We start from the raw sequence: 24,959 nt of genomic DNA on the forward strand, positions 1-24,959 counted from the left end.
ATGTACGTCTACCGCATCATGCTGTTTCTGGTGTTCGGCGGCTATCTGCTCTCACCCTTGTTGATGGACGGTTGGAGCGACCCGACTGTGGCCTGGTATCGTCCCTTTGTCATTTGGGGCGGGCTAATCGCCCTAACGCTATGGCTTGAGCAAAAAAGGAAATTAGATGAGCGTTGAGGTGCTCGGTGCGCTGCTGCTGGGCTTGGGCTATCTCGCCCTGCTGCTCGGCTGCGCCATGGCGGTGGAACGCGGCTGGGTACCGCTGCATATCAGCCGCCACCCAGCCGTCTACACGCTAGCGCTCGGTGTTTATGCAAGCGCCTGGGCCATTTATGGCAGCGTAGAGTTAGCCGCTAACGTAGGGTTTGGGTATCTTGCCTATTACCTCGGCGCCGCCGGTGCGTTTCTGCTTGCACCCGTCCTGCTAGTCCCCATTCAGCGTATTACCCGAACGTACCAACTCGCCTCATTGGCGGATCTATTCGCCTTTCGTTTTCGCTCTCGTTGGGCGGGCACGCTGGTGACGTTTGTCAGTCTGCTGGCGGTACTGCCGCTGCTGGGCATTCAAGTCAAAACCATGAGTGAGGCCTTCAATCTCTTTACTCAAAGCCAGGCGGGGCCCACTGTAGCGCTTTCGTTTTGCACGGCAATTGCCGCTTTAGCGGTGATGCTAGGGGCTCGCCACAGCCATGTTCATAGTCGACATAACAGCTTATTGAGCACCATCGCAATCGAGTCGATCGTGAAGTTGCTGGCGATGCTGGGGTTGGGCGCTGTGGCTCTGTGGCTGGTGTTCAGTGGCCCCGGTGATGTGCAGCAGTGGCTCGAAGGACCAGGCTATCTTGCCCAGGCGCAAACCGCGCGTTTTGACCCCGCCCAATGGCGCACCCTACTGCTGCTGTTCTTCGCCGCCGCCTTTATGATGCCGCACCTGTTTCATATTACCTTTGCAGAAAACCTGTCGAGGCATACCCTGCTCCAGGCAAGCTGGACCCTGCCGCTATTTTTATTGCTGATGGCCTTGCCCGTCCCACTGATTTGGTGGGCCGCACAGTCCGTTAACGATGAGATACCCATGAGCGCCTACGCGGCCTATGCGTTAAGCGAGCACTGGTGGGTCGGGGCCTTGGCGTTTATTGGCGGTTTAGCCGCCGCCAGTGGCACCATGATGCTAATTGCCCTGGCGCTTTCCGGCATGGTGCTCAATCACATCGTACTCGTAGCGAGGCCACCCGAAGCGCGTAGCGACCTGTATGGGTGGCTATTGTGGCTACGCCGGGGGCTGGTGGTCGGGGTGATTATAAGCGGCTGGCTGTTTTACCAATGGATTGGCCGTCACCATCCGCTAACCAACCTGGGGCTGGCCGCCTTCGTGGGAATGGCGCAGTGTTTGCCAGGCATGCTAGCGCTGCTCTACTGGCCGGGAGCCAATCGCAAAGGCATGGTGACGGGTCTGATTGGTGGCATTGCCGTCTGGCTATGGTGGCTATGGCTCCCCCTTGTGGCAGGCTATGCGCCCCGGGCCTTACCCTTAACGCCGCTAACGCCCGCTGACGCCCCCGCCTGGTATGGTGTCACGCTGCTTTCTTTGTCGCTTAACATCCTATTATTGATTGTCGTGTCGCTGTTTACGCGCACGTCTGAAGGCGAAAAATCCGCTGCCGAAGCCTGCTCCGTCGATGCGGTAATCCGCTCAAAACGTTTACCGCTGGAAGCCGCCACGGCAGGTGACTTCTCAGCACACCTAGCCCAGGCGCTGGGGGATGATGCCGCCCGCCGTGAAGTCGACCGCGCTCTCAAGGCGCTCAACCTGACGCCCCAGGAACGTCGCCCCTACGCGCTACGCCGCCTACGCGACCGTATTCAGGCAAATCTTTCGGGGTTAATGGGACCCTCGGTGGCGCGCGACATCGTCGACCGCTACCTGCCCTACCGCCACGACGATGCACCGATTACCGACGACATTCATTTTGTGGAAAGCCGCCTGGAAGCCTATCGATCGAGGCTTACGGGGCTTGCGCGAGAGCTTGACGGCCTGCGCCGTCACCACCGTCAAACGCTTGCCTATCTACCCGTCGGGCTTTGCGTCCTCGGGGACGACGACGAGCTGGTAATGTGGAATCAGGCGCTTTCACAGCTTTCCGGCATCAGCGGCGAAAGTGTCATTGGCTCGCGGCGGGACAGTCTTCCCGATCCCTGGCCCAAACTGCTGGGGAGCGTACTTAGCGAAGGCTCTTCACCACTGTATAAGCAAGCGGTGCAGCTACACGGTAAGGACTACTTTCTAACACTTCACATAGCAGTACTCAGCGGTCATGACAGCCGCGGCGGTAGCGTCATCCTGGTGGAAGACCATACCGAGATGAAATGGCTGGAAGATGAGCTCGTCCACGCCGCCCGCTTAGCCTCTATTGGCCAACTGGCCGCAGGCGTCGCCCATGAGATTGGCAACCCGATTACCGGCATTTCATCGCTGGCGCAAAACCTGCGCTATGACACCCAGGACCCTGCCTTACTAGAGACCGCGGACCATATTCAGCAGTTGACCCAGCGTGTCACCAAAATCGTCAATTCGTTGGTCGGTTTTGCGCATGCGGGAGGCCCCACGCCTGCGCTACCCAGCTCGCCGGTTACCCTTAAATCGATCACAGACGATGCCTTACACTTGATCCACCTCGCCCGCTCGGGCGAGGATGTGACATTCACCAATGCCTGCGCAGAAGCGCTTGTGGTGCAAGGTGATGCCCAGCGCTTAACCCAGGTGATGGTTAATTTGCTGAGCAATGCGCGAGATGCTTGCGCACCAACAGGCACCGTGTACATATCAGCAGGTGAGCAGGCGGGCCAAGCGTGGTGGTGCGTTACCGACGACGGCCAAGGCATTGACCCAACGATTCGTGATCACTTATTTGAGCCGTTTACTACCACGAAAGCGGCAGGTGAAGGCACTGGACTGGGATTATCACTGGCGTATCAAATTATCAATGAGCACCAAGGTAGAATAGAGGTGGCTTCGCCACCGCCCGGAGCGTCTCGCGGCACGGCCATTACCCTCTGGCTACCGCTTTACCAACAGGATGATCAGCCGACCCATGTCTAGGATTCTGATTGTTGAAGACGAAGCAATTATTCGCAGCGCACTTAAGCGTTTGCTTGAGCGCCACGACTATGAAGTTTGTGAAGCGAGCAGTGCTGAAGAAGCATCTCAGTTCGAACTGCCTGGCTTTGACCTCATCATCAGCGACCTGCGCCTGCCAGGCGAGCCAGGTACCAGCCTGATCCAAGCGGCTGCCCCGGCGCCAGTTCTGATCATGACGAGCTATGCCAGCATGCGCTCAGCCGTCGACTCTCTCAAACAGGGCGCCGTGGATTACGTGGCCAAACCCTTTGACCACGCGGAATTATTAGAGACCGTCGCGCGAATTCTGCATCAGCAGTCGATGCAGCACAGTGCACCGCCCGACATCACCGATGGAGGGGGCGGGCGCCAAACCATGATTGGCAACTGCACCGCGATGCAACTGGTGTATACGCGTATTCGTAAAACCGCCCCGGCCGACGTCACGGTGCTGATTCTGGGCGAATCCGGCACCGGCAAAGAACTCGTGGCCCGGGCCATTCACCAACAAAGCAAACGGGCCAAGGCCCCACTGATTTGCGTCAACTGCGCTGCTATTCCCGAAACGCTGATTGAATCGGAGCTATTTGGTCACGAGAAAGGCGCTTTTACCGGCGCAAGCGCTGCCCGCACCGGGCTGGTGGAAGCCGCCGATGGCGGCACATTATTTCTGGACGAAATCGGCGAGCTGCCTCTCGACGCTCAAGCGCGACTGCTACGTGTGTTGCAGGAAGGCGAAATCCGTAAAATCGGCTCAGTGGAAACCCGCCATGTGGATGTCCGCCTGATCGCTGCGACCCACCGCGACTTGCGCGCCCTCTCCAAAAGCGGTGATTTCCGGCTGGACCTGTATTACCGCCTAAACGTCATGCAAATAGAGCTGCCGCCGCTGCGCGAGCGTGAAGACGACGTGCTGGAAATTGCCGATATTTTGCTCGACAAAGCCTGCCAGCGCCACGAACGCCCTGGGCTACGTTTATCCCGAGCCGCGCGCCAGGAATTGCGCGACTACCCCTGGCCAGGCAACGTGCGCGAATTGGAAAATGCCCTTGAACGAGGCGTGATCCTGGCCGAAGGCCATTTGATTCACCCCGATGACCTAGGGCTTGCGCCTGCGCTCAACCGTCCGCTAACGCCAGTAAGTGCCGCTCCGACGCTAAGTAACCCAGACGCCACTCAACCCAGCGCCGAGGAGGATGACCTTTCGCTGGAAGACTATTTTCAACACTTTGTTCTTGAGCACCAGGATCAAATGAGCGAAACCGAGCTGGCGCAAAAACTCGGAATTAGTCGCAAAAATTTATGGGAAAGACGCCAACGGCTGGGTATACCGCGCAAGAAGACGGCGCGGCGCCCCCACTAGCCACGCCCACCACCGGGCCTACAACTAACGTCTAATACACTGATTTATCTAACAAATATCCACACCCCTCGCTACCCACACATTGTTACCTTCCCACACACCCAGGCGCGCAAGCAGCCAAAAAACAGGTAACACTTTTAGGCTGCAATAGTTCCTCGGCATACGCGTAAAATGTTAAGCCACTGAAATTCATAATTTATCAAACGGCTGGCACGGCGAGTGCAGTATATCTGGGTAAGAAAAACAAACTGGGCATCGCGGTGAGTCGCTAACAAAAACAACATGACATCGCCCAAACCTGAGCCACAACAAAAACAACAGGGCCAGGCAGAGATAACGGTACTAACAAAAACAACTGGCCTGTATCTCGTTACTTGCTTGCGCTAAGCAGAATAAGCGCTTTGAACAATAATAAAATCAGGCAAGTGCCCAAAAAGGACGCGACGTACACCAAGAGATCTGCGCCCCAACAAAAACAATAGCAGTGAGTGTGTACACCCCGGACCCAACAACAACTCACCGGGGGGAGAAAAGTTCGCGGTTGGATTATTGTTTTGAATACGAGGCGGTCGGAATCCACGTGATTGCCACGCCTACCGACTGCGGTGCGTATTCAGGGCGATGTGCCATCATGAAGAAAAATAGCAGCAACGGAAGCTGATTGTCCGCTTTATAGGGGAGGCCCTCTTAGCCTCCCCTTTCCGTGTTTGGCTACTATGTAAACGACACAATCCACTCGAGACTTTGCAAGCATCAAGGGGTCGGCTACACTCAGCGACTTATCGCTTACGTCATGGCCAATTTTTCGATATCCTGCGAGTCGATACCGTCGCATGTTCAAAGGATTAACCCGTTTATTACACAGCCCGGGAGAGCAATTGAACCCCCTGCTCGAACCCCAACAAAGCGCGTCAAGCGTGCTTAGCCCCCGCGTAATTCCTCGCTCCGAGCACCCTGTTTCTCGCAAGCAGATCAGTGACTCTGCCTTAAAAGTGCTCTATCGCCTTAACGGCGCGGGATTTGATGCTTACCTGGTAGGCGGCTGCATTCGTGATGCCTTGTTGGGCAAAATACCCAAAGATTTTGACGTTGCCACCAATGCAACCCCAGAGCAGGTTCGCGACCTTTTCCGCAATTCACGCATGATTGGTCGGCGTTTTCGCATCGTCCATGTGCGTTTTGGCCGCGAAGTCATCGAAGTCACCACTTTCCGCGGTAAGCCTCAAGACGAGCATGGCGACCATATCGCCCATCAGTCCGACGACGGCCTCCTGCTGCGTGATAACGTATGGGGCAATATCGAAGAAGATGCCCTACGGCGCGACTTCACGGTCAATGCGCTGTATTACAATATCGCCGACTTCACCATCCACGACTTCGCCAACGGCGCGCAGGATATTGACTCGCGGACACTGCGTTTGATCGGTGACCCGACCACCCGCTACCGGGAAGACCCGGTGCGCATGCTGCGTGCCGTGCGTTTCGCCGCCAAGCTTGGCTTCACCATCGAAGCTGAGACCGAAGCGCCCATGTATGACCTGGCGCCGTTGTTGCTTAGTATTCCCCCGGCACGGCTGTTTGATGAAGCGCTCAAGCTGTTTATGTCTGGCCATGGGCTGGTGACCTTCAGAATGCTGAGCCACTATGGGTTGTTTGGCATGCTGTTTCCAGAAGCCGAAGAAGCCATGGCCGATGCCGCCTGGGCGGAAGAGCTCATTGAGCAGGCGCTGGCCAATACCGATAAACGCATTGCTGAAGAGCGCCCCGTTACCCCAGCTTTCCTGCTGGCGGCATTTTTGTGGGCCCCCGTTGTTCACCGCCAGGCAGAACTCGAGAGCGAAGGCATGCCGGCTATTCCCGCGCTGCAAGCTGCCGCTCAGCAAGTCGTCACACGACAGCTTCAACACATATCCATTCCTAAACGTTTCGGCATGCCGATGCGCGACATTTGGGAACTGCAGGGGCGTTTACCCCTTCGCCGTGGCAAAAAAGCGTTCCAAACCCGCGAACACCCACGCTTCCGCGCCGCTTATGATTTGCTGTTGCTGCGCGAGCAGGCAGGGGAAATTCCGAGCGGCTTGGGCGACTGGTGGGACGCCTTCCAGAAAGGCGACGAACACGATCAACGTCGGTTGTTACAAAAGGTAGGGGGCGATCCCGCCAGTCAAGGCGACCGTCGCCGTAAGCGGCGTCGCAAACCGCGCAAAAGCGAAGAGTGAAACGTCGCATGTCGCTTGCTTATATCGGCCTGGGGAGCAATCTGGATAACCCCGTGGCACAGGTCAGGCAAGCGCTGGACGAACTCGCCCGGCTTCCGCTAAGCCAACGACATGGCACTTCATCACTTTACGCCACCCCTCCGCTAGGCCCCCAAGACCAACCTGATTTTATTAACGCGGTGGCGGCGCTTGAAACGTCTTTGTCCCCCCTTGCGCTGCTCGATCAACTTCAAGCGCTGGAACAGCGTCATCGCCGCCAAAGACGACGCCACTGGGGGCCGCGCACGCTCGACCTGGACTTGCTGCTTTACGATCAGCAAACGCTCGACTTGTCTCGCCTGCGGTTACCTCATTTGCATATGCACGAACGTGGCTTTGTCCTTGTACCGTTGCACGAGTTGGCTCCACACATAATGCTTCACCAGCGGCCGCTTAACGATTGGTTAACCGATCTTGACACCTCAGCGATACGACGCCTAGCGGATACCGACGTTACGCCAGTTGCTACCATCTGACACAAATCTCGACACCGAGCCTGCATTCAGGTAACAATTACCGGTTACGCCACTCAGCGTCCGCCGCAAGGCGGCGTTATAATGGCCGAACGCCGATGCCGCGTCGGCCTCACGTAAAATATGAGAGCACGCCATGAAAACCGTCACCCTGAGCACGCTGCAAGCGCACAAGCGCGCTGGCGAAACGTTCAGTTGCCTGACCGCTTACGATGCCTCCTTTGCCCACGCCGCCAGCCACGCAGGGATCGATGTGTTGTTGGTAGGCGATTCACTGGGCATGGTCTTGCAGGGGCATAACAGCACCCTACCGGTGACTATTGACGACATCTGCTATCACACCCGCTGCACGGCTCGTGGCAAAAGCCATAGCCTGCTGATGGTCGATCTGCCGTTCATGAGCAACGCGACCACCGAGCGCATGCTGGATGATGCGGCCGCTTTGATGCGCGCCGGTGCCGAACTAGTCAAAGTGGAAGGTGAAGCCTGGATGGCCGACGGCATCCGTGAACTGACTCGCCGTGGCGTACCGGTATGTGCGCATTTAGGCCTAACCCCCCAAACGGTTTATCAGCTTGGCGGCTACAAGGTGCAGGGCCGGGAAGCCGCCCAGGCCGAGAAGATCATCAACGACGCAAAAGTGCTCGTTGAGGCAGGCGCGTCGGTCATTCTGCTGGAATGTGTGCCCGCAAGCCTGGGCAAAGCAGTGACCGAGGCCCTCGACGTGCCGGTGATCGGCATTGGCGCAGGCCCCGACACCGACGGCCAGATCCTTGTGATGCACGACATACTCGGTGTTACTCATGGCCGCACACCACGCTTTGTGAAAAACTTCTTGGCCGACGCTGATAGTATCCAGTCAGCGTTTCAGCGCTATCACGAAGCGGTCAAAAACCGGACCTTTCCCGCGCAAGAGCACTGCTTTTAGTCATTGAAACCTGACCGTGCTTTACCGTGACGCCTGTAACGAAGATAAACTTCCTATGCGTACTTTGCGAGACATTCACGACCTGCGCCACACCTTGCATGGGCACCGCCTGCGTGATCAACGGATTGCCCTGGTACCTACCATGGGTAACCTTCATGCCGGCCACCTTGCTCTGGTGGAGAGCGCCCGACAGCAGGCCGATGTAGTGGTTGCCAGCCTGTTCGTTAACCCGATGCAATTTGGCCCTGATGAAGACCTGGACGCCTATCCACGCACCTTCGAGGCTGATCAAGTACAGCTAACCGAGGCGGGCTGCGATATCCTCTTCGCCCCCACGGTCAGCGCGCTGTATCCCAACGGTTTAACCGCCCAAACCCGTGTGCATGTGCCCGAGATGGGGGAAGGACTGTGTGGCGGCTCCCGCCCTGGCCACTTTGACGGCGTTTCTACCGTGGTCAGCATGCTTTTCAATCTAGTGCAGCCCGACATCGCTTGTTTTGGTCAAAAGGACTATCAGCAGCTCGCAGTCATTCGCAAGCTGGTCAGTGACCTGCATATGCCTATCGAAATTATTGGCGTGCCCATTGTGCGCGCCAAGGATGGCCTCGCGCTGTCTTCGCGTAACGGCTATTTAAGTCAGCAGGAGCGAGCGATTGCCCCGGCGCTGTACCGTACGCTTTGCGAGTTACGCGATGCATTAGAGCGCGGCGAATCCATCGAGCGGGTACTACACCAAGGCCAAACGGCCCTGTATGATGCTGGCTTTAAATCCGATTATCTTGAGCTACGTGACACCATGCTTGGCCCAGTGACCAACACAACACGCCATGCTGTGCTGCTAGCCGCCGCCAAACTCGGATCTGCTCGGCTTATCGACAACCTCAGCGTGCAGCTGCCAGCTGTGACTGACACTAGCCACTGAGGCTAGTTTTGTTATTTAGGAGTTCCCATGCATACGATTATGCTTAAAGCCAAGCTGCATATGGCTCGCGTGACCCACGCAGTACTCAACTACGAAGGTTCCTGCGCCATCGACGGCGAGCTGCTGGATATGGCAGGCATCCGTGAGAACGAGCAAATCCAGATTTATAACGTCGAGAACGGCGAACGCTTTACCACCTACGCCATTCGCGGTGAAGAAGGCTCCAGGTTGATTTCCATTAACGGCGCTGCTGCCCACCTCGCCGCCCCTGGGCATCGCATCATTATTTGCAGCTACGCCCACTATGCCGAAGCTGAACTTGACAACCACCAGCCCGCCCTGGTGTATCTAAAGGAAGGCAATCACGTGAGCCACACCAGCAACGCGATTCCTGTCCAACTCGCCTAAGACGCGCTAGCAAGAATATGATCAGGAACGGGCCATTAAGTGGCCCGTTTTTATTTGGTTCAAAAAGCGTATTGCCGCCAAGCGCCCCCTTCCCCTATGCTGAAAGAATAATGACTACAACAACGCTAAACACAAACGCTGGCATTTCCCCGTCGGCGTTTCCTAGACCAGGAGTCATGTTATGCAAGAAGTGGTGATTGTTGCGGCTCGCCGCACGGCTGTAGGCGCTTTCGGAGGTTCTCTCGCAGGCATTCCAGCGAGCGACCTAGGCGCCCTGGTGATCAAGGATATCCTCGCCTCCACCGGCGTATCTCCCGATCAAGTTGACGAAGTACTGCTGGGCCAGGTGCTCACCGCGGGCGTTGGCCAAAATCCGGCCCGCCAGGCGTCGATCAAGGCGGGCCTCCCCGAAGCAGTTCCAGCCATGACCATCAACAAAGTTTGCGGCTCGGGTCTGAAAGCACTGCATCTGGCCACTCAGGCCATTCGCTGTGGCGATGCCGAACTGATTCTGGCCGGCGGCCAGGAAAATATGTCTGCCTCGCCACACGTACTCCCCAACTCCCGCAACGGTCAGCGCATGGGCGATTGGAAAGCGATCGACTCCATGGTGTACGACGGCCTTTGGGACGCTTTCAACAACTATCATATGGGCATTACCGCCGAGAACTTAGCCGAGAAGTACGGCATCACCCGCGAAGCCATGGATGAATTTGCCGCCGCCTCACAGCAAAAAGCCGCAGCGGCCATTAAAGAGGGCAAATTCAAAAGCCAGATCGTGCCGGTGGAAGTCCCACAGCGTAAAGGTGATCCGCTGGTGTTCGATACCGACGAAAACCCACGTGAAGTCACCGCGGAGAAGCTCGGTGGTATGCGCCCCGCCTTTAAGAAAGACGGCACGGTTACCGCCGGTAACGCCTCGGCGCTCAACGACGGCGCAGCGGTGGTGATGATCTGCTCGGCAGAAAAGGCCAAGCAGCTTGGCCTTGAACCACTGGCGCGCATTGCCGCCTACGCCAACGCTGGCGTTGACCCGGCTATCATGGGTATCGGCCCAGCACCGGCCACTCGTCGGTGTCTGGAAAAAGCCGGCTGGAGCCTGGACGATCTTGACCTCGTCGAAGCCAACGAAGCGTTTGCCGCCCAGGCACTCTCGGTCAATAAAGAGCTCGGCTGGGATGTCAGCAAGGTCAACGTAAACGGCGGCGCCATTGCCCTTGGCCACCCGATTGGCGCATCAGGTTGCCGTGTGTTCGTGACGCTACTGCACGAAATGATCGCCCGCGATTCGAAGAAAGGCTTAGCCACACTGTGTATCGGCGGCGGCCAGGGCGTTGCACTGGCCATTGAGCGCCCTTAACGGCAGCAAGTAGTTCGCTACATCGTCTTGTCCAAAAACATGCCCCCGCCATTGGCGGGGCATTTTTCACCGCTTAGCGGTGCTTCTCTCCCACAATCCGCGACGGCGTTCGCCACACTAACAGCGTACCCAGTAAAAACAGCCCTGAAGCAGCCCACATGGTAATGGGCAGGCTCGTGCCATCGACAATGCGGCCGCCCACCATGGCGCCAAAGCCAATCGACAAATTGAACATAAACGCCATCAGTGCAGTAGCCGCTTCGGTATTGGGCGCTGTGCGCAATATCCAGGTTTGGATACTTACCGAGACGCTGCCGAAAACGGCTCCCCACACCATGAGCAGCATCACACCACTGCTTGGTTGAACCCCCAACAGCGGGAAGGCGGCCACAACGATAAACAGCAGGCTAGGAATGGCCAACACCGCACGATAGGGGTGACGCCCAGCGAACATCCCCGCTGCGATGTTGCCCAAGATGCCCGCCGCTCCATAAAGCAGCAGCAAGCTGCCCACATGGCGCTGAGCAATACCGCTGATGTCCTGCAATACAGGGCTGATAAAGGTGTAGGCCGCGAAGTGCCCCACCACCACGAAGCCGGTGGTCATCACCGCGACCCGGACGCCACGATTGCTGAACTGCTGTGCTAGTACTCGTAGGCGCACGGGTTCCCTGGGCGGCAAGGGGGGCAGCCAATACCAAAGCGCGATAGCCGTTAACAGGCTTAATCCACCCAATGCCCCAAAGGCGACCCGCCAGCTGCTAAATTCACCCAGCAGCGTGCCTAATGGCACCCCGAGCACCGACGCGGCGGCGACACCGCCAAAGATCACGGTCATCGCTTTGGATACTTGAGCCTCTGGCACCAAGCGCGGCGCAATACTGCCTGCAACCGCCCAGAAGCCCCCGATGCTGATACCTATCAGCACCCGCGACGCCAGCAGCAACATAAAGTTGCTCGCCAACGCCGATAGCACGCTGCCGACTACCATCAGGACCATCAATAGCGCCAACATCACGCGTCTATCCAGGCGCCCCACCGCGACTGGCAAAAGCGGTGCCGAAAAGGCCGCGACCACGCCCGGCACGGTGACCATTAAACCAGCCATGCCTGGCGTAACGCCCATGGAGGTTGCTACCTGAGACAGCAGACCAATCGGTAACTGCTCGGCCGTCACCAGCAAAAAAATACCCATCATCACCGCAATCACTGCCCACCAGCGCGGCGTTTGCTCTTGCTGCATAGAGCCTCCCTGCTACCCAAACAACACCGCCCCCGCAGCCAGAAGCAACGAGGGCGGTACCAGAAACCGAGGTGGCGATTTAGATCGTCGTGTCGGTTTCCGCTTCTTGCGCTGCAAAAGCGGCTTTCTCTTCTTCGGTGATTTCTTTCATCGACAGCTTCACGCGGTTGCGGTTGTCAATGTCGAGCACCTTCACAATCACATCATCGCCTTCGTTCAAGAAGTCGCGGACGTTGTTAACGCGCTCCTGAATAATCTGCGAGATATGCACCAGACCATCGGTGCCGGGCATGATATTGACGAAGGCGCCAAAGTCAGCAATGCGTACCACTTTACCCATGTATAGCTTGCCAATTTCCGCTTCGGCGGTAATTGCCAGAACGGTATCGATGGCTTTTTTAGCAGCGGCTTTATCTTCTGCGTAGATACGCACGGTACCATCATCATCCAGATCGATAGACGCGCCGGTGTCTTCGCAGATTTTGCGAATGGTGGCACCGCCTTTACCGATCACGTCGCGAATCTTGTCCGGATCGATTTTGATGGTTGCCATGGACGGCGCGTTTTCAGAGACTTCGGTACGACTTTGGGCAATCACGGCATTCATCTGCTCAAGGATGCCCAAGCGTGCTGCGTGGGCCTGCTGTAGCGCCGTTTCCATGATTTCTTCGTTGATGCCTTCGATCTTGATGTCCATCTGCAGGGCAGTCACACCCTCGCCAGAGCCGGCAACTTTGAAGTCCATATCACCCAAGTGGTCTTCATCACCCAGGATATCGGTCAATACGGCGTAACCGTCTTCATCTTTGACCAACCCCATGGCAATACCTGCCACTGGGGCTTTCAGCGGTACACCGGCGTCCATTAACGCAAGCGACGAGCCACACACCGAGGCCATCGAGCTTGAGCCGTTCGACTCGGTAATTTCCGACACCACGCGGATGGTATAGGGGAATACATCTTCAGAAGGCAGCATGGCCTGAACACCACGACGCGCTAAACGACCGTGGCCGATTTCACGGCGCTTTGGACCGCCCATAAAGCCCGCTTCGCCCACGCTGTACGGAGGGAAGTTGTAGTGCAGCATAAAGCGGTCTTTACGCTCGCCTTCCAGCGACTCAATCAGCTGCGAATCGCGTAGCGTACCCAAGGTGGCGATGGCGATGGCTTGAGTCTCGCCGCGAGTAAAAACCGCGGAGCCGTGGGTTTTGGGCAGGCTACCTACCTCAATGTCCAGCGGACGCACCGTGGTATTGTCGCGGCCATCAATACGCGGCTCACCTTTGACTACGCGAGAACGCACCACACGCTTTTCAAGACCCGAAAACGCGCCTTTTACGTCATCTTTGCTGAACTTGCCTTCAACCTCTTCGCCCTCGGCTGCCGCTAGCTGAGCGACGGCCTCGTCTTTCAGGGCTGACAGCGCGTCCTGACGCACCATTTTATCGGTAATGCGGTAGGCATCGCCGACTTTCGCTTCAAAGGCATCCGCCATGGCCGCTTTCAGCGCCACGTTTTCTTCCGGCGGCTGCCAATCCCAGCGCGGTTTGCCGGCTTCAGCCACTAATTCGTTGATCGCGCTGATTGCCACCTGCATTTCCTGGTGGCCAAACAGTACGGCGCCCAGCATTTCGTCTTCGAGTAGCTCTTGCGCTTCTGACTCCACCATCAACACGGCTTTTTCCGTGCCGGCGACCACCATATCCAGTTCAGAGGTGGTCAACTCTTCAACAGTGGGGTTCAAGAAGTAGCCTTGCTCTTCGTTAAAGCCAACCCGGGCACAACCAATCGGGCCGCTAAACGGTACGCCAGAAATCGATAGCGCCGCTGAGGTACCCAGCATCGCTGCAATATCCGGATCGTGATTGCGATCGGTTGAGAGAACGGTACAGATCACCTGCACTTCGTTCATAAAGCCCTTAGGAAACAGCGGGCGGATCGGGCGGTCGATCAAACGCGAGGTTAGCGTTTCTTTCTCGGTCGGGCGGCCTTCACGTTTGAAGAAACCGCCAGGAATCTTACCGACCGCGTAGGTCTTCTCTTGGTAATGAACCGAGAGCGGGAAAAAGGGTTGATTGGGGTTCGCTTCTTTCTTTGCCACTACCGTACATAGGACCACGGTGTCATCCATGGTCACCATGACGGCACCGGTGGCCTGGCGAGCGATGCGCCCAGTTTCTAGCGTGACGGTGCTGCGACCGTATTGGAACGTTTTTTTTACCGGATTCACGGCGACTTCCTTTAACATTAATAGCTACTTGTCTTTTCGTATGGGTCGTTTGGACTCGCCCCCATTCTAGGCGTTGCCGGGCGATAGGGCTACCAGAAACAAAAAAACGGGCAGCTCGCAAGGAGCTGCCCGTTTTATCAATCTTCGCCAACAATAACTTAGCGGCGTAGACCTAGACGCTGAATCAGGGACTGATAGCGTTCGAAATCTTTACGCTTCAGGTAATCCAGCAGCTTACGACGCTGGTTTACCATACGGATCAGACCACGACGCGAGTGGTGATCCTGCTTGTTGGTCTTGAAGTGGTCCTGCAGGCCGTTGATATTGGCGCTCAGCAGGGCGACCTGCACTTCAGGTGATCCGGTGTCGCTCTCGCCGCGGCCGTATTCGTTGACGATTTCGGCCTTCTTTTCAGCGGTTAATGCCATCTGTCTCTCCAGTAAGCAATATGCCTAACAATGAATGGGTGAGACCACGCATATTTGCAGTCTCAAGTTGCTATATTTCACGTACAATTTTCGCGCAGATCGCTGCATCCTTGCAACATTTCTCACGAGATAGCGACGGTACTTAACAGTCGCTTAGGTGCCACTTCCTGGCTACCTTTCACTACGCCAAGGCCGATAAACGACTCGGCGTAATAAAGTCTTGCCAATGCATCGGGAGGAATCGAATCACCCATTGCCACATTGGCGGATTGGCCGTGAGCAAGACGCCCATAAGCCGATTCATCTAACGAAAGCGATGGCAAATGATCCACCAGTACATCAACCGGCATTAGCTCGGCTTCCCGAGCGGCCTGATCAGCTAATGCTTCAAGCGCCTCTAGCGTCCACATCGCGTCACTATCAAAAGGCCCTGTCTTCAGCCTTCTCAGTTGGCTAATGTGACCACCACAGCCCAGCGCGTTGCCAATGTCTTCGGCTAAGGTGCGGATATAGGTGCCTTTGCTGCAGCTGACTTCCAACTCAAACGCGGAGCCTTCAAATGACAGCAGGCGCGCATCATACACGCTTACCCGTCGTGCTGCACGCTCAACCTGTTTACCTTCGCGGGCGAGTTCGTAGAGTTTTTTACCCTGATGCTTCAACGCCGAGTACATCGGCGGCACCTGGTCGATCTCGCCGCGAAAGCCGGATAACACAGTTTCAACATCATCAGCCGTTAGGCTCGGCACATCGCGTTGTTCAATGACCGCGCCTTCCGCATCGCCGGTGTCGGTGATCACACCCAACTCAACTCGGGTGCGATACACTTTGTCAGCTTCCAGCAGGTGCGATGAAAACTTGGTAGCCTCCCCCAGGCAAATAGGCAGTAGGCCCGTCGCCATAGGGTCCAGGGTACCGGTGTGACCCGCTTTTTGCGCCTCGAAAAGACGCCGCACCCGTTGCAAGGCATGGTTGCTGGAAAGACCTTTCGGCTTGTCCAGCAAGACAATACCATTTACCAGCAAGCCGCGACGGCGACGGGCCATTAGCGGGTCTCCTCACCTAGCTCATCAGTGCCTTCGTCGTCCTGCTCCTGACGGGCTCGATCGGTTGACACCGCTTCTTCAATCAACGATGAAAGGTGTTGGCCGCGCACCACGCTCTCATCGAAGTGAAAGCGAAGTTCGGGCACGTGGCGCAGTTTAATACGCTTGGCAATTTGGCTTCTCAAGAAACCGGCGGCCCGTTTCAGCACCTGCAGATTTTCCTTGATACGCTCGGGATCCTGCTCACCCAGTAAGGTGACATAGATATCGGCGTAGCCAAGATCACGACTTACGGTAGCACCGCTAACCGTCACCATGCCCAAACGCGGGTCTTTCACTTCGCGCTGGATCAGTACCGCCAGCTCCTTCTGGAGCTGGTCTGCCACTCGGTCGGTACGCTTAAATTCACGCATGGTTGCTCCTCGCAGCCTTAGAGGCTGCGCTCGACCTTCATCTGGTCAAAGACTTCGATCTTGTCGCCGACCTGAACATCGTTGTAGTTCTTCACGCCAATGCCGCACTCAACGCCGTTACGCACTTCCTGAACGTCATCCTTGAAGCGGCGCAGCGATTCGAGCTCGCCTTCGTAAATCACCACGTCATCGCGCAATACGCGAATCTTTTTATTACGATGCACGTTGCCTTCAATCACCATACAACCGGCGATCGCACCAATCTTCGGCGCACGGAAGACGTCGCGTACTTCGGCCACGCCCACGATCTCTTCTTTCCACTCAGGCGCAAGCATACCGCTCATTGCCTGCTTGACCTCGTCGATCAACTGGTAGATGACGCTGTAGTAGCGCAGATCCAGCCCTTCGCGCTCGATGATCTCGCGAGCGGCAGCATCGGCACGTACGTTAAAGCCGACCACGATGGCTTCAGACGCCAGCGCCAAGTTTGCGTCGGTACCGGTGATGCCGCCAACGCCGGAAGAAACAACGGCTACTTTCACTTCTTCAGTGGAAAGCTCTTCCAAGGCGCCTCTGATCGCTTCCAGCGAGCCTTGTACGTCGGCTTTCAGCACGATGTTAACCTTGGCGACTTCGTCTTGGCCCATCTGGCTGAACATGTTCTCCAGTTTGGCCTTCTGCTGACGCGCCAGGCGCACTTCGCGGTACTTGCCCTGACGGAAGTTAGCCACTTCGCGGGCTTTCTTCTCGTCGGCAACGACCATAAAGTCGTCACCGGCATCCGGCGTACCGTCCAGGCCCTGGATTTCAACCGGCATGGCTGGCCCAACCTCATCGACCTGTTGGGCCAACTCGTTGGTCAGCGCACGTACGCGGCCATAGTGCAGACCGGCCAGGACGATATCACCTTTCTTAAGCGTGCCGTTCTGGACCAATACGGTGGCCACCGGGCCACGACCTTTATCGAGCCGCGACTCCACCACCACGCCTTTACCTGGCGCAGACGGGACCGCTTTAAGCTCAAGTACTTCAGAGACTAATTGGATTGCTTCCAACAGCTCTTCAATACCGTCGCCGGTTTTGGCAGAAACATGAACAAACTGGGTGTCGCCGCCCCATTCTTCTGAAATCACGCCATGCTGCGAGAGTTCATTGCGAATGCGGTCAAAGTCGGCACCATCCTTATCGATCTTGTTAACCGCCACCACCATGGGTACTTCGGCGGCCTTGGAGTGCTCGATCGCCTCGATGGTTTGCGGCATCACGCCGTCATCCGCGGCAACCACCAGGATAACCACGTCGGTCGCTTTGGCACCGCGGGCACGCATGGCGGTAAACGCCGCGTGGCCCGGGGTGTCGAGGAAGGTGACGCCACCGTGGTTATCTTCAACGTGGTAAGCACCGATGTGCTGGGTAATACCACCCGCTTCGCCCGTCGCCACTTTGGCGCGACGAATATAGTCCAGTAGTGACGTTTTACCGTGGTCAACGTGACCCATGACGGTCACTACCGGTGAACGGGTGATTTCTTCGCCTTCGTAGGAGATGCCTTCGAGCATTTCCGTTTCCAGCGCGTCATCCTTCACCAGTTTGACCTTGTGGCCCATCTCTTCCACTACAATCGCCGCAGTATCCTGGTCGATCGTTTGGTTGATGGTCACAGCGGCGCCCATGTTAAACATGGCCTTGATCACTTCGTTGGCCTTGATCGACATCTTGTCGGCCAACTCCGCCACGCTGATCGACTCGGGGATCGAGACTTCACGCACAATAGGCTGCGTCGGTTTCTGGAAAGCATGCTTGCCGTTACCGCTTTGGTTGCCTCCACGGCGACCACCACGACGCTGTTCAGCACGCTTGACCTTCTTACCGCCACCGCCTCGCTTACGCTCTTCGCGATCGCCACGATCTTCATCGTCACGGCGGCCTTTGTTCTTAGCCGCTGTTTTCTTAGGCGGCGCCGTACGACGGTCTGTGCGGCCCTCTTTCGGCGGCGCAGGCGGCATATCATCGGCAGTCGGTGTGTCGTCGATTTGAAGCTCTGGCACTTCAACATCGGCAACATCAGGTGCCTTAGGTGGCGCTGTTTTTTCAGCTTGCTCGGCTTCTTTACGGGCGGCTTCTTCAGCGGCTTTGGCTTTCTCGGCAGCCTCGGCAGCCGCTTTTTCTTCCGCTTCGCGTGCCTTGCTTTGGGCTTCGGCTTGAGCCATGTCGCCCACTAGCTGACGCGGGCCAGCGTGCTTGGGCTCTGGGGCTTTTGGCTTGTCTTCCTCTTCAGCGCGTTTGACGTATGTTTTCTTCTTGCGCACCTGAACTTCGATGGTTTTGCCACGCTCACCGGTTTTAATACGGCTACGGGTTTTGCGCGTCAGGGTAATGCGACTTTTGCCTGCTTCGCTTTCATCGCCACCGTGACTTTTCTTCAGGAAGTTAAGCAAGGTACGCTTATCTTCTTCCGATACCGCATCGTTTTCCGAGGCGTGCTGCAAACCCGCTTCTTTCATCTGCTCTAATAGGCGGGGCACATCACGGCCCACCTTTACTGCGAAATCTTTAACTGTCATATCTGACATATTGACCCTCCTCAGCCCGTGACCTGTTTACTGTGTGTTCGAATCCGACGCGTCATCGTCTTCAAACCAGGGCGCACGGGCAGTCATGATCAGTGCCGCTGCGCGCGCTTCGTCCAACTCCTCGATATCGACCAGATCGTCGACAGACTGCTCGGCGAGATCTTCCATGGTGACAATGCCGCGGCTGGCGAGAATGAAGGCCAAGTGGCGCTCCATACCATCCATCTCCAGCAGATCTGCTGCTGGTTGGGCACCGTCTAGCGCTTCTTCCGAGGCAATCGCCATCGTCAGTAGCTCGTCTTTCGCACGTGCACGCAGTTCCTCCACTAGATCTTCATCGAACTCTTCGATTTCGAGCATTTCTTCTAGCGGCACGTAGGCAACTTCTTCTAGGGTGGTAAAGCCCTCATCCACCAACAGCCGAGCAACATCGTCGTCGACCTGTAAGTGGTGTACGAAGGAGTCGACCAAACTATCAATTTCTTGGTCGCGCTTGGCTTCCGCTTCGTCTTCGGTCATGACGTTGATACGCCAGCCGGTGAGATCAGAGGCCAAGCGCACGTTCTGACCACTACGGCCGATTGCCTGGGCCAGATTATCCTGGGCAACGGCAACGTCCATGGCATGGGCATCTTCGTCGACAAGGATAGACGCCACATCCGCTGGCGCCATGGCATTAATCACCAACTGGGCTGGATTGTCGTCCCACAGCACGATATCGACACGCTCATTTTGCAGCTCTGTCGACACTGCCTGAACCCTTGAGCCACGCATGCCTACGCAGGCACCTACCGGGTCAATACGACGGTCGTTGGTTTTCACGGCAATTTTAGCTCGTGAGCCGGGGTCCCGTGCGGCCCCTTTTATTTCAATCAACTGCTCGGCGATTTCCGGCACTTCAATTTTGAAGAGTTCGATAATCAGTTCGGGACAAGTACGTGACAGCTGAAGTTGAGCACCGCGGGCGTCTGGATCAACCTTGACCAGCAGCGCGCGAACGCGCTCGTTCATACGATAGCGCTCGCCATGGATCATTTCGTTGCGGGGCAGAAACGCTTCTGCGTTATCGCCTAAATCAATGATCAAACCGTCCCGCGTGGTCTTCTTCACAATGCCAGCGACCAGTTCGCCTTCACGGTCGGCATATTGACGCACGACTTCAGCTCGCTCAGCCTCGCGAACTTTTTGCACGATGACTTGCTTGGCTGTTTGCGCTGCAATACGGCCAAACACGGCGTTTTCAATTTTCTGCTCGACCACGTCACCCAGCTTGAGCGGCGGATCGCGCTGTTCAGCGATCGTTTCTTTAATTTCGTAATCCGGCGTTTCGAACTCGTCGTCCTCTACCACTGTCCAGTAGCGGAACGTCTCGTAGTCACCGGTGCGACGGTCGATATGTACCCGCACGCTGGCTTCTTGATTATCAAAACGCTTGCGTGACGCGCTCGCAAGAGCGGCTTCAACCGCTTCGAAAATAACGTCGCGGGGAACACCTTTTTCATTAGAGATCGCGTCAACGACCATTAAAATTTCTTTACTCATGCGTTTGCCTCGCCAGAAAACCTGTCCTTATGTGCATCGCGCCAGCTACCTGCCGACCGCCACGCCACCCGGTTAATCGTCGAACTGCGGTACGATCTGCGCAGAATCAATGCCCTCAATGGGAAAACAGTATTCCTCACCATCCATCTGTAGCAGGATTTCGTCGCCTTCGACACCGGCCAGCAGCCCTTGAAACTTACGCCGCCCGTCGAATGGGGCGCGCAGTTTGAGCGCAACATGGTGCCCTTGAAAACGAGTAAAATGATCCAGGGTATACAGTGGACGCGCCATACCCGGCGAAGACACTTCTAATCGATACTCACCTGGGATGGGATCTTCGACATCCAGTATCGCGCTGACTTGGCGGCTAATGTCGGCGCAGTCTTCAACACTTACGCCGCTGTCACGCTCGATATAAATCACTAATCGCGAGTGCTTACCCTGAGAGAGATGGTCGACCCCCCACAGCTCAAAGCCCATGGCAGCGACGACAGGTTCGATCAGCGCGTGCAGCGCCGCATGTTTTGTGGCCACAGACAATGCTCCTATAGCCGTTGCATCAGGCACCTGGCCAGGAGACATATAAAAAGCTAGGTGGCTGATTGGCGTTACCCGGAAATGTGCCTCCGGCAAGCCGATGGGCATCCGCCCTTGAGACACGCTTGTTAACGAAAAGCTGCTAACAAAAAGCCCCTTCACAGGAAGGGGCTTTTCGAAAGAAACCTGTTACACGATCATGGCGCTAAGCAATGGGAAAGCCCCTTAACGACACCTCTTACTGCATGAAGCGCTCGCATCTTGCTTATCACCAGAAAGTGGTAGCGGGGACCGGATTTGAACCGATGACCTTCGGGTTATGAGCCCGACGAGCTACCAGACTGCTCCACCCCGCATCAATCTAGGTCGCAGATAATAGACGCTTAAGCTTATTTCGTCAAGCTGTCTTTTATCTTTGCACGCTTCAAACATGAAGCGCTTATTACGTCTGGGGAACTGGCGAACCAGCACAACAGATGGTGCCGAAGGCGGGACTTGAACCCGCACGACCGTAAGGTCACTACCCCCTCAAGATAGCGTGTCTACCAATTCCACCACTTCGGCATCGGGGGAGGCTCGAGAAAGCAAGATCAATCAGTTACTCGCTGCTTTCCTCTAGCACTGGCGCAGTATTATCCCCACTTTCCTCGCTTTCGTCAAGCGCTGGCGCACTTTGCTGCTGCTCAATAAGGTTTGCATCGGGAATACCCTCTTCCGGTGCTTGCCCCGCCTGAGTGGCAAAATATGCCAGCGCCATAGAGGTAACAAAAAAGCCAGCGGCGAGAATGGCCGTGAAGCGCGACAGAAAGTTACCGCTACCGCGCGAGCCAAATACCGTTTGCGACGCGCCGCCGCCAAAGGCGGCCCCTGCATCGGCACCTTTACCCTGCTGAAGCAGGATGAGCACTACCAGGGCGATCGCAATCACCACATGGACCATAAGAATTGCAACTTGCATGGCGTTATCCTGCTGACTGACAAATGGCGTAAAAATCGTCGGTTTTGAGCGAAGCACCGCCCACTAAACCGCCGTCGATGTCCGGCTGCGCGAGAAGCTCAGCCGCGTTGTTTGCATTCATGCTGCCGCCGTAAAGCAGTTTGAGCTGCTCGGCAAGCGAGGTATCAAACGAAGCCTGGTAAGCACGAATGCCTGCCATGACTTCCTGGGCCTGTTCGGGCGTGGCGGTACGTCCCGTCCCGATGGCCCATACCGGCTCATAGGCGATGACCACTTCGCTGCGCTGCGCTGTCTCCAGGCGCGCCATGACATGGCCCACCTGGCGCAGCACCACGTCCATGGTATGACCCGCATCGCGCTCTTCCAGGGTCTCCCCCACGCACAGGATCGGTGTAAGCCCCACTTCAAGTGCGGCCATCAGCCGTTCAAAAACCTGCTCATCGGTTTCCCGATAAAGCTGACGACGCTCTGAGTGGCCGACAAGTACGTACGCCACTTCAAACTCTTTGAGCATGCGACCGCTTACCTCGCCGGTGTGCGCCCCTGAGTGCAGCGGATTGAGCGTCTGCGCACCGAGCCGTAGCGGGGTATTCTTGAAGGCATGGCGCGCCGCATCCAGATAGGGAAACGGCGGGATCACGACCATATCGATGTTAGTCGGCAGCTTCGCTGCTGCAAATGCCTTGCCGAACGCTTCAACCAGTGCCGCCGAACCGTTCATCTTCCAGTTACCGGCGATTAAGGGCCTACGCATGGACTCTCCTCACTCAAGGTGGAGCGAAATGGTATAGGAGCGGACTTGTCAAGACAACCGCTGTTGTCAGCACGATCTTACTATTCGAGCAACGCTTTCACTTGCTCGGCCAACCGATTTGCCAACTGATCCACATCAAGATGCGCGCGCCCTTCCACCATAACGCGAATCAATGGCTCGGTGCCCGACGGTCTGAGCAGCACGCGCCCTTCGTCACCAAGCTCGCCTTCTAGCGCTTTCACCGCCTGCTGAAGCGGTTCAGATGCCATTACTTCCCTGGCATTAGCGCCTGCAGGCAATCTGACATTGACCAGCGACTGAGGGACTTTCTCCAACCCTCTTAGCAACATAGGCAACGGCTGCTGCTCACGCATCATCAAGGCGAGCACCTGCAGCGCTGAGACGATACCATCACCGGTGGTTTGCACGTGGCTACACACAATATGGCCCGATGATTCACCACCCAGTTCCCACTGATTAGCCGCCATGCGCTCCATCACAAAGCGATCGCCCACCTTGGCGCGCTCAAACGGAATACCCATCTTTTCCAGCGCCATCGCCAGGCCAAAGTTACTCATGAGCGTACCCACTACGCCCCCACCCAGCAGACCACGTGCGTGACGGTCCCGCGCGATCAGGTAAAGAATATCGTCACCGTCGACCTCACGACCTTCGGAGTCGACTAGTAATACGCGATCACCATCGCCGTCAAACGCAATCCCCAGGTCGGCGCCCTGCTGAATCACCGCCGCGCGCAATGCCGCCGGGTGAGTCGACCCCACCTGTTGATTAATATTCAGACCATCGGGCGAGCCGCCGATAACGCTGACCTCGGCGCCCAGCTCACGAAACACACTCGGCGCTATATGGTAGGTGGCGCCATGGGCGCAGTCGAGCACGATGGTCAAGCCATGCAGGCTCAGGCGATCGGGCAACGTCGATTTACAAAACTCAATATAACGGCCAGCTGCGTCATCAATGCGCATGGCTTTACCCAATTGGGCGGCATCCGCGGTCGTCAACGGCGCTTCCAGCATGGTCTCGATGCGGTCTTCAACTTCATCCGGTAGCTTTTTACCCTCTGCCGAAAAAAACTTGATGCCGTTGTCCTCAAAGGGATTATGCGAGGCCGAAATCACAATGCCGGCGTCAGCCCGAAAGGTGCGCGTCAAATAGGCGATCCCTGGAGTAGGCATCGGACCCAATAGCGCCACATCGGCTCCCGCCGCCGATAGCCCCGCTTCCAATGCTGACTCGAACATATAACCTGAGATACGCGTATCTTTACCAATCAACACCCGGGTACGGCCTTTTTCACGGCGTAACACCTGACCCGCTGCCCACCCCAACTTGAGCATAAAATCGGCGGTGATCGGCGACTGGCCGACCGTTCCGCGAATACCATCGGTGCCAAAATAGCGTCTTGTCATACGTTATTCTCCTTGTTGGTAGAGGCCTCACAGCCTTCCTGCCGTACAGCCCACGCCATATTGACAGCGTCAACCGTTGGCCCCACATCATGGACGCGCACGATGCTCGCCCCGCGCTCAACCGCCATGGCAGCCAGCGCAAGTCCTCCCGGCAGCCGCTCCTCAACAGAGCGGCCTAACACCTTACCAATCATGCTTTTTCGCGACATACCCACCAGCACTGGCAACGTCAACGACTGAAGGGCGTCCATACGATTAAGCAAGCGCAAATTATGCTCGACCGTTTTACCAAAGCCAAACCCTGGATCCACGAGCAAACGATGGCGGCGCAAGCCTGCGGCTTCGCACTCGGCAACTCGGGCCGCCAGGTAGTCGACCACCACCTCTTCAATAGGTTTATCGTAGGCAGGCGCCTGCTGCATATGCTGAGGCTCGCCCTGGCGATGCATCAAACATACCGGCAGGCCGCTTGCCGTGGCGGCGGCCAGCGCCCCTTCACGCTCGAGCGAACGCACGTCATTGATCATGCCCGCCCCCAGACTGCTTGCTTCACGCATCACCGCCGGGCAACTGGTATCCACCGAGACCAGTGCGTCGAGTTCGCGCACCAGGACTTCAATCACCGGGGCGACGCGGTCAAGCTCCTGCTGCTCGGCGACCGGCGACGCCCCGGGGCGCGTCGACTCACCGCCCACATCGATGATGGAAGCGCCTTCCGCGATCATCTGCTCCGCACGCCGAAGCGCATCGTCGACGGCCACGTGCTGGCCGCCGTCCGAAAAGGAGTCAGGGGTTACGTTCAAAACGCCCATAACCCGGGGAAAGGATAGATCGAGCAAGTGGCGCCCGCAGCGAAGCTGCGCAGAGGTCGGGGTCACCGGAGCCGAAGGGGTAGGACGTGCGGTAAAAGTCATGCTGTCGCCTGGTCGAAAAAACGTATTGTATTGTCGCCGCACAGCATAACAAAAAGGCGTC

21 protein-coding genes and 2 tRNA genes are annotated in these 24,959 nt (G+C 56.8%); 9 read left to right on the forward strand and 14 right to left on the reverse strand.

From position 1 onward, the window contains the following. The 9 genes from CPH17_RS20045 (at nucleotide 1) to CPH17_RS10560 (ending at nucleotide 10,830) form a co-directional block, all read left to right on the forward strand. Nucleotides 1–177 (forward strand): hypothetical protein, encoded by a 177-nt coding sequence (locus tag CPH17_RS20045; RefSeq protein ID WP_027337667.1) that lies wholly within the window; start codon nucleotides 1–3, stop codon nucleotides 175–177. Further along, a complete protein-coding gene (locus CPH17_RS10525; protein WP_096299402.1) occupies nucleotides 167–3,100 on the forward strand; it encodes an ATP-binding protein in 2,934 nt (977 codons plus the stop codon). Before CPH17_RS20045 ends, CPH17_RS10525 begins: the two co-directional genes overlap by 11 nt. Next, a complete protein-coding gene (locus tag CPH17_RS10530) occupies nucleotides 3,093–4,481 on the forward strand; it encodes a sigma-54-dependent transcriptional regulator (RefSeq protein WP_074397681.1) in 1,389 nt (462 codons plus the stop codon). The genes CPH17_RS10525 and CPH17_RS10530 overlap by 8 nt, the downstream gene beginning before the upstream one ends. Before the next feature lie 833 nt (nucleotides 4,482–5,314). After that, nucleotides 5,315–6,700, forward strand: coding sequence for a polynucleotide adenylyltransferase PcnB (gene pcnB / locus CPH17_RS10535; protein ID WP_074397682.1), 1,386 nt, complete (start codon nucleotides 5,315–5,317; stop codon nucleotides 6,698–6,700). 8 nt (nucleotides 6,701–6,708) lie between these two features. After that, the gene (folK, locus tag CPH17_RS10540; protein WP_074397683.1) at nucleotides 6,709–7,215 is read left to right on the forward strand and encodes a 2-amino-4-hydroxy-6-hydroxymethyldihydropteridine diphosphokinase; all 507 of its coding nucleotides are present in this window, start codon (nucleotides 6,709–6,711) and stop codon (nucleotides 7,213–7,215) included. Nucleotides 7,216–7,348: 133 nt separating this feature from the next. Then, the gene (panB, locus tag CPH17_RS10545; protein ID WP_096299403.1) at nucleotides 7,349–8,140 is read left to right on the forward strand and encodes a 3-methyl-2-oxobutanoate hydroxymethyltransferase; all 792 of its coding nucleotides are present in this window, start codon (nucleotides 7,349–7,351) and stop codon (nucleotides 8,138–8,140) included. A 55-nt stretch (nucleotides 8,141–8,195) separates the two neighbouring features. Continuing rightward, nucleotides 8,196–9,062, forward strand: a complete 867-nt coding sequence (gene panC, locus CPH17_RS10550) for a pantoate--beta-alanine ligase (protein WP_096300936.1) — start codon at nucleotides 8,196–8,198, stop codon at nucleotides 9,060–9,062. 27 nt (nucleotides 9,063–9,089) lie between these two features. Next, on the forward strand, nucleotides 9,090–9,470 hold the full coding sequence (gene panD / locus CPH17_RS10555) for an aspartate 1-decarboxylase (protein ID WP_096299405.1): 381 nt from the start codon (nucleotides 9,090–9,092) through the stop codon (nucleotides 9,468–9,470). Nucleotides 9,471–9,651: 181 nt separating this feature from the next. After that, the gene (locus tag CPH17_RS10560) at nucleotides 9,652–10,830 is read left to right on the forward strand and encodes an acetyl-CoA C-acetyltransferase (protein WP_096299407.1); all 1,179 of its coding nucleotides are present in this window, start codon (nucleotides 9,652–9,654) and stop codon (nucleotides 10,828–10,830) included. A gap of 73 nt (nucleotides 10,831–10,903) precedes the next feature. Here CPH17_RS10560 and CPH17_RS10565 read toward each other — a convergent pair whose 3' ends face one another. The 14 genes from CPH17_RS10565 to folP form a co-directional block, all read right to left on the reverse strand. Then, nucleotides 10,904–12,073, reverse strand: coding sequence for an MFS transporter (locus tag CPH17_RS10565; protein ID WP_096299409.1), 1,170 nt, complete (start codon nucleotides 12,071–12,073; stop codon nucleotides 10,904–10,906). A 79-nt stretch (nucleotides 12,074–12,152) separates the two neighbouring features. After that, the gene (gene pnp, locus CPH17_RS10570) at nucleotides 12,153–14,321 is read right to left on the reverse strand and encodes a polyribonucleotide nucleotidyltransferase (protein ID WP_096299411.1); all 2,169 of its coding nucleotides are present in this window, start codon (nucleotides 14,319–14,321) and stop codon (nucleotides 12,153–12,155) included. A 140-nt stretch (nucleotides 14,322–14,461) separates the two neighbouring features. Next, complete coding sequence (gene rpsO, locus CPH17_RS10575) at nucleotides 14,462–14,731, reverse strand: 30S ribosomal protein S15 (protein WP_074397689.1); 270 nt, start codon at nucleotides 14,729–14,731, stop codon at nucleotides 14,462–14,464. 122 nt (nucleotides 14,732–14,853) lie between these two features. Beyond that, complete coding sequence (truB, locus tag CPH17_RS10580; protein WP_096299413.1) at nucleotides 14,854–15,777, reverse strand: tRNA pseudouridine(55) synthase TruB; 924 nt, start codon at nucleotides 15,775–15,777, stop codon at nucleotides 14,854–14,856. Next, nucleotides 15,777–16,190 (reverse strand): 30S ribosome-binding factor RbfA, encoded by a 414-nt coding sequence (gene rbfA, locus CPH17_RS10585; RefSeq protein WP_096299415.1) that lies wholly within the window; start codon nucleotides 16,188–16,190, stop codon nucleotides 15,777–15,779. The genes truB and rbfA overlap by 1 nt, the downstream gene beginning before the upstream one ends. 17 nt (nucleotides 16,191–16,207) lie before the next feature. Next, complete coding sequence (gene infB / locus CPH17_RS10590; protein ID WP_074397692.1) at nucleotides 16,208–18,763, reverse strand: translation initiation factor IF-2; 2,556 nt, start codon at nucleotides 18,761–18,763, stop codon at nucleotides 16,208–16,210. Between the two features lie 27 nt (nucleotides 18,764–18,790). Then, nucleotides 18,791–20,305 (reverse strand): transcription termination factor NusA, encoded by a 1,515-nt coding sequence (nusA, locus tag CPH17_RS10595; RefSeq protein ID WP_074397693.1) that lies wholly within the window; start codon nucleotides 20,303–20,305, stop codon nucleotides 18,791–18,793. Nucleotides 20,306–20,377: 72 nt separating this feature from the next. Next, on the reverse strand, nucleotides 20,378–20,839 hold the full coding sequence (rimP, locus tag CPH17_RS10600; RefSeq protein WP_074397694.1) for a ribosome maturation factor RimP: 462 nt from the start codon (nucleotides 20,837–20,839) through the stop codon (nucleotides 20,378–20,380). Between the two features lie 282 nt (nucleotides 20,840–21,121). Further along, nucleotides 21,122–21,198 (reverse strand) — tRNA-Met (locus CPH17_RS10605). Between the two features lie 121 nt (nucleotides 21,199–21,319). Then, nucleotides 21,320–21,406: transfer RNA gene (locus CPH17_RS10610), tRNA-Leu, on the reverse strand. 34 nt (nucleotides 21,407–21,440) lie between these two features. Continuing rightward, the gene (gene secG / locus CPH17_RS10615; protein ID WP_074397695.1) at nucleotides 21,441–21,800 is read right to left on the reverse strand and encodes a preprotein translocase subunit SecG; all 360 of its coding nucleotides are present in this window, start codon (nucleotides 21,798–21,800) and stop codon (nucleotides 21,441–21,443) included. A 4-nt stretch (nucleotides 21,801–21,804) separates the two neighbouring features. Further along, on the reverse strand, nucleotides 21,805–22,554 hold the full coding sequence (gene tpiA, locus CPH17_RS10620; protein ID WP_074397696.1) for a triose-phosphate isomerase: 750 nt from the start codon (nucleotides 22,552–22,554) through the stop codon (nucleotides 21,805–21,807). A gap of 80 nt (nucleotides 22,555–22,634) precedes the next feature. Beyond that, nucleotides 22,635–23,984: a phosphoglucosamine mutase gene (glmM, locus tag CPH17_RS10625; RefSeq protein ID WP_074397697.1), complete on the reverse strand. Its 1,350-nt coding sequence runs from the start codon at nucleotides 23,982–23,984 to the stop codon at nucleotides 22,635–22,637. Further along, nucleotides 23,981–24,898: a dihydropteroate synthase gene (gene folP, locus CPH17_RS10630; protein WP_074397698.1), complete on the reverse strand. Its 918-nt coding sequence runs from the start codon at nucleotides 24,896–24,898 to the stop codon at nucleotides 23,981–23,983. The genes glmM and folP overlap by 4 nt, the downstream gene beginning before the upstream one ends. Nucleotides 24,899–24,959 lie beyond the last annotated feature (61 nt).

The sequence above is a fragment of the Halomonas sp. hl-4 genome, assembly GCF_900215475.1.
GTDB lineage: Bacteria > Pseudomonadota > Gammaproteobacteria > Pseudomonadales > Halomonadaceae > Vreelandella.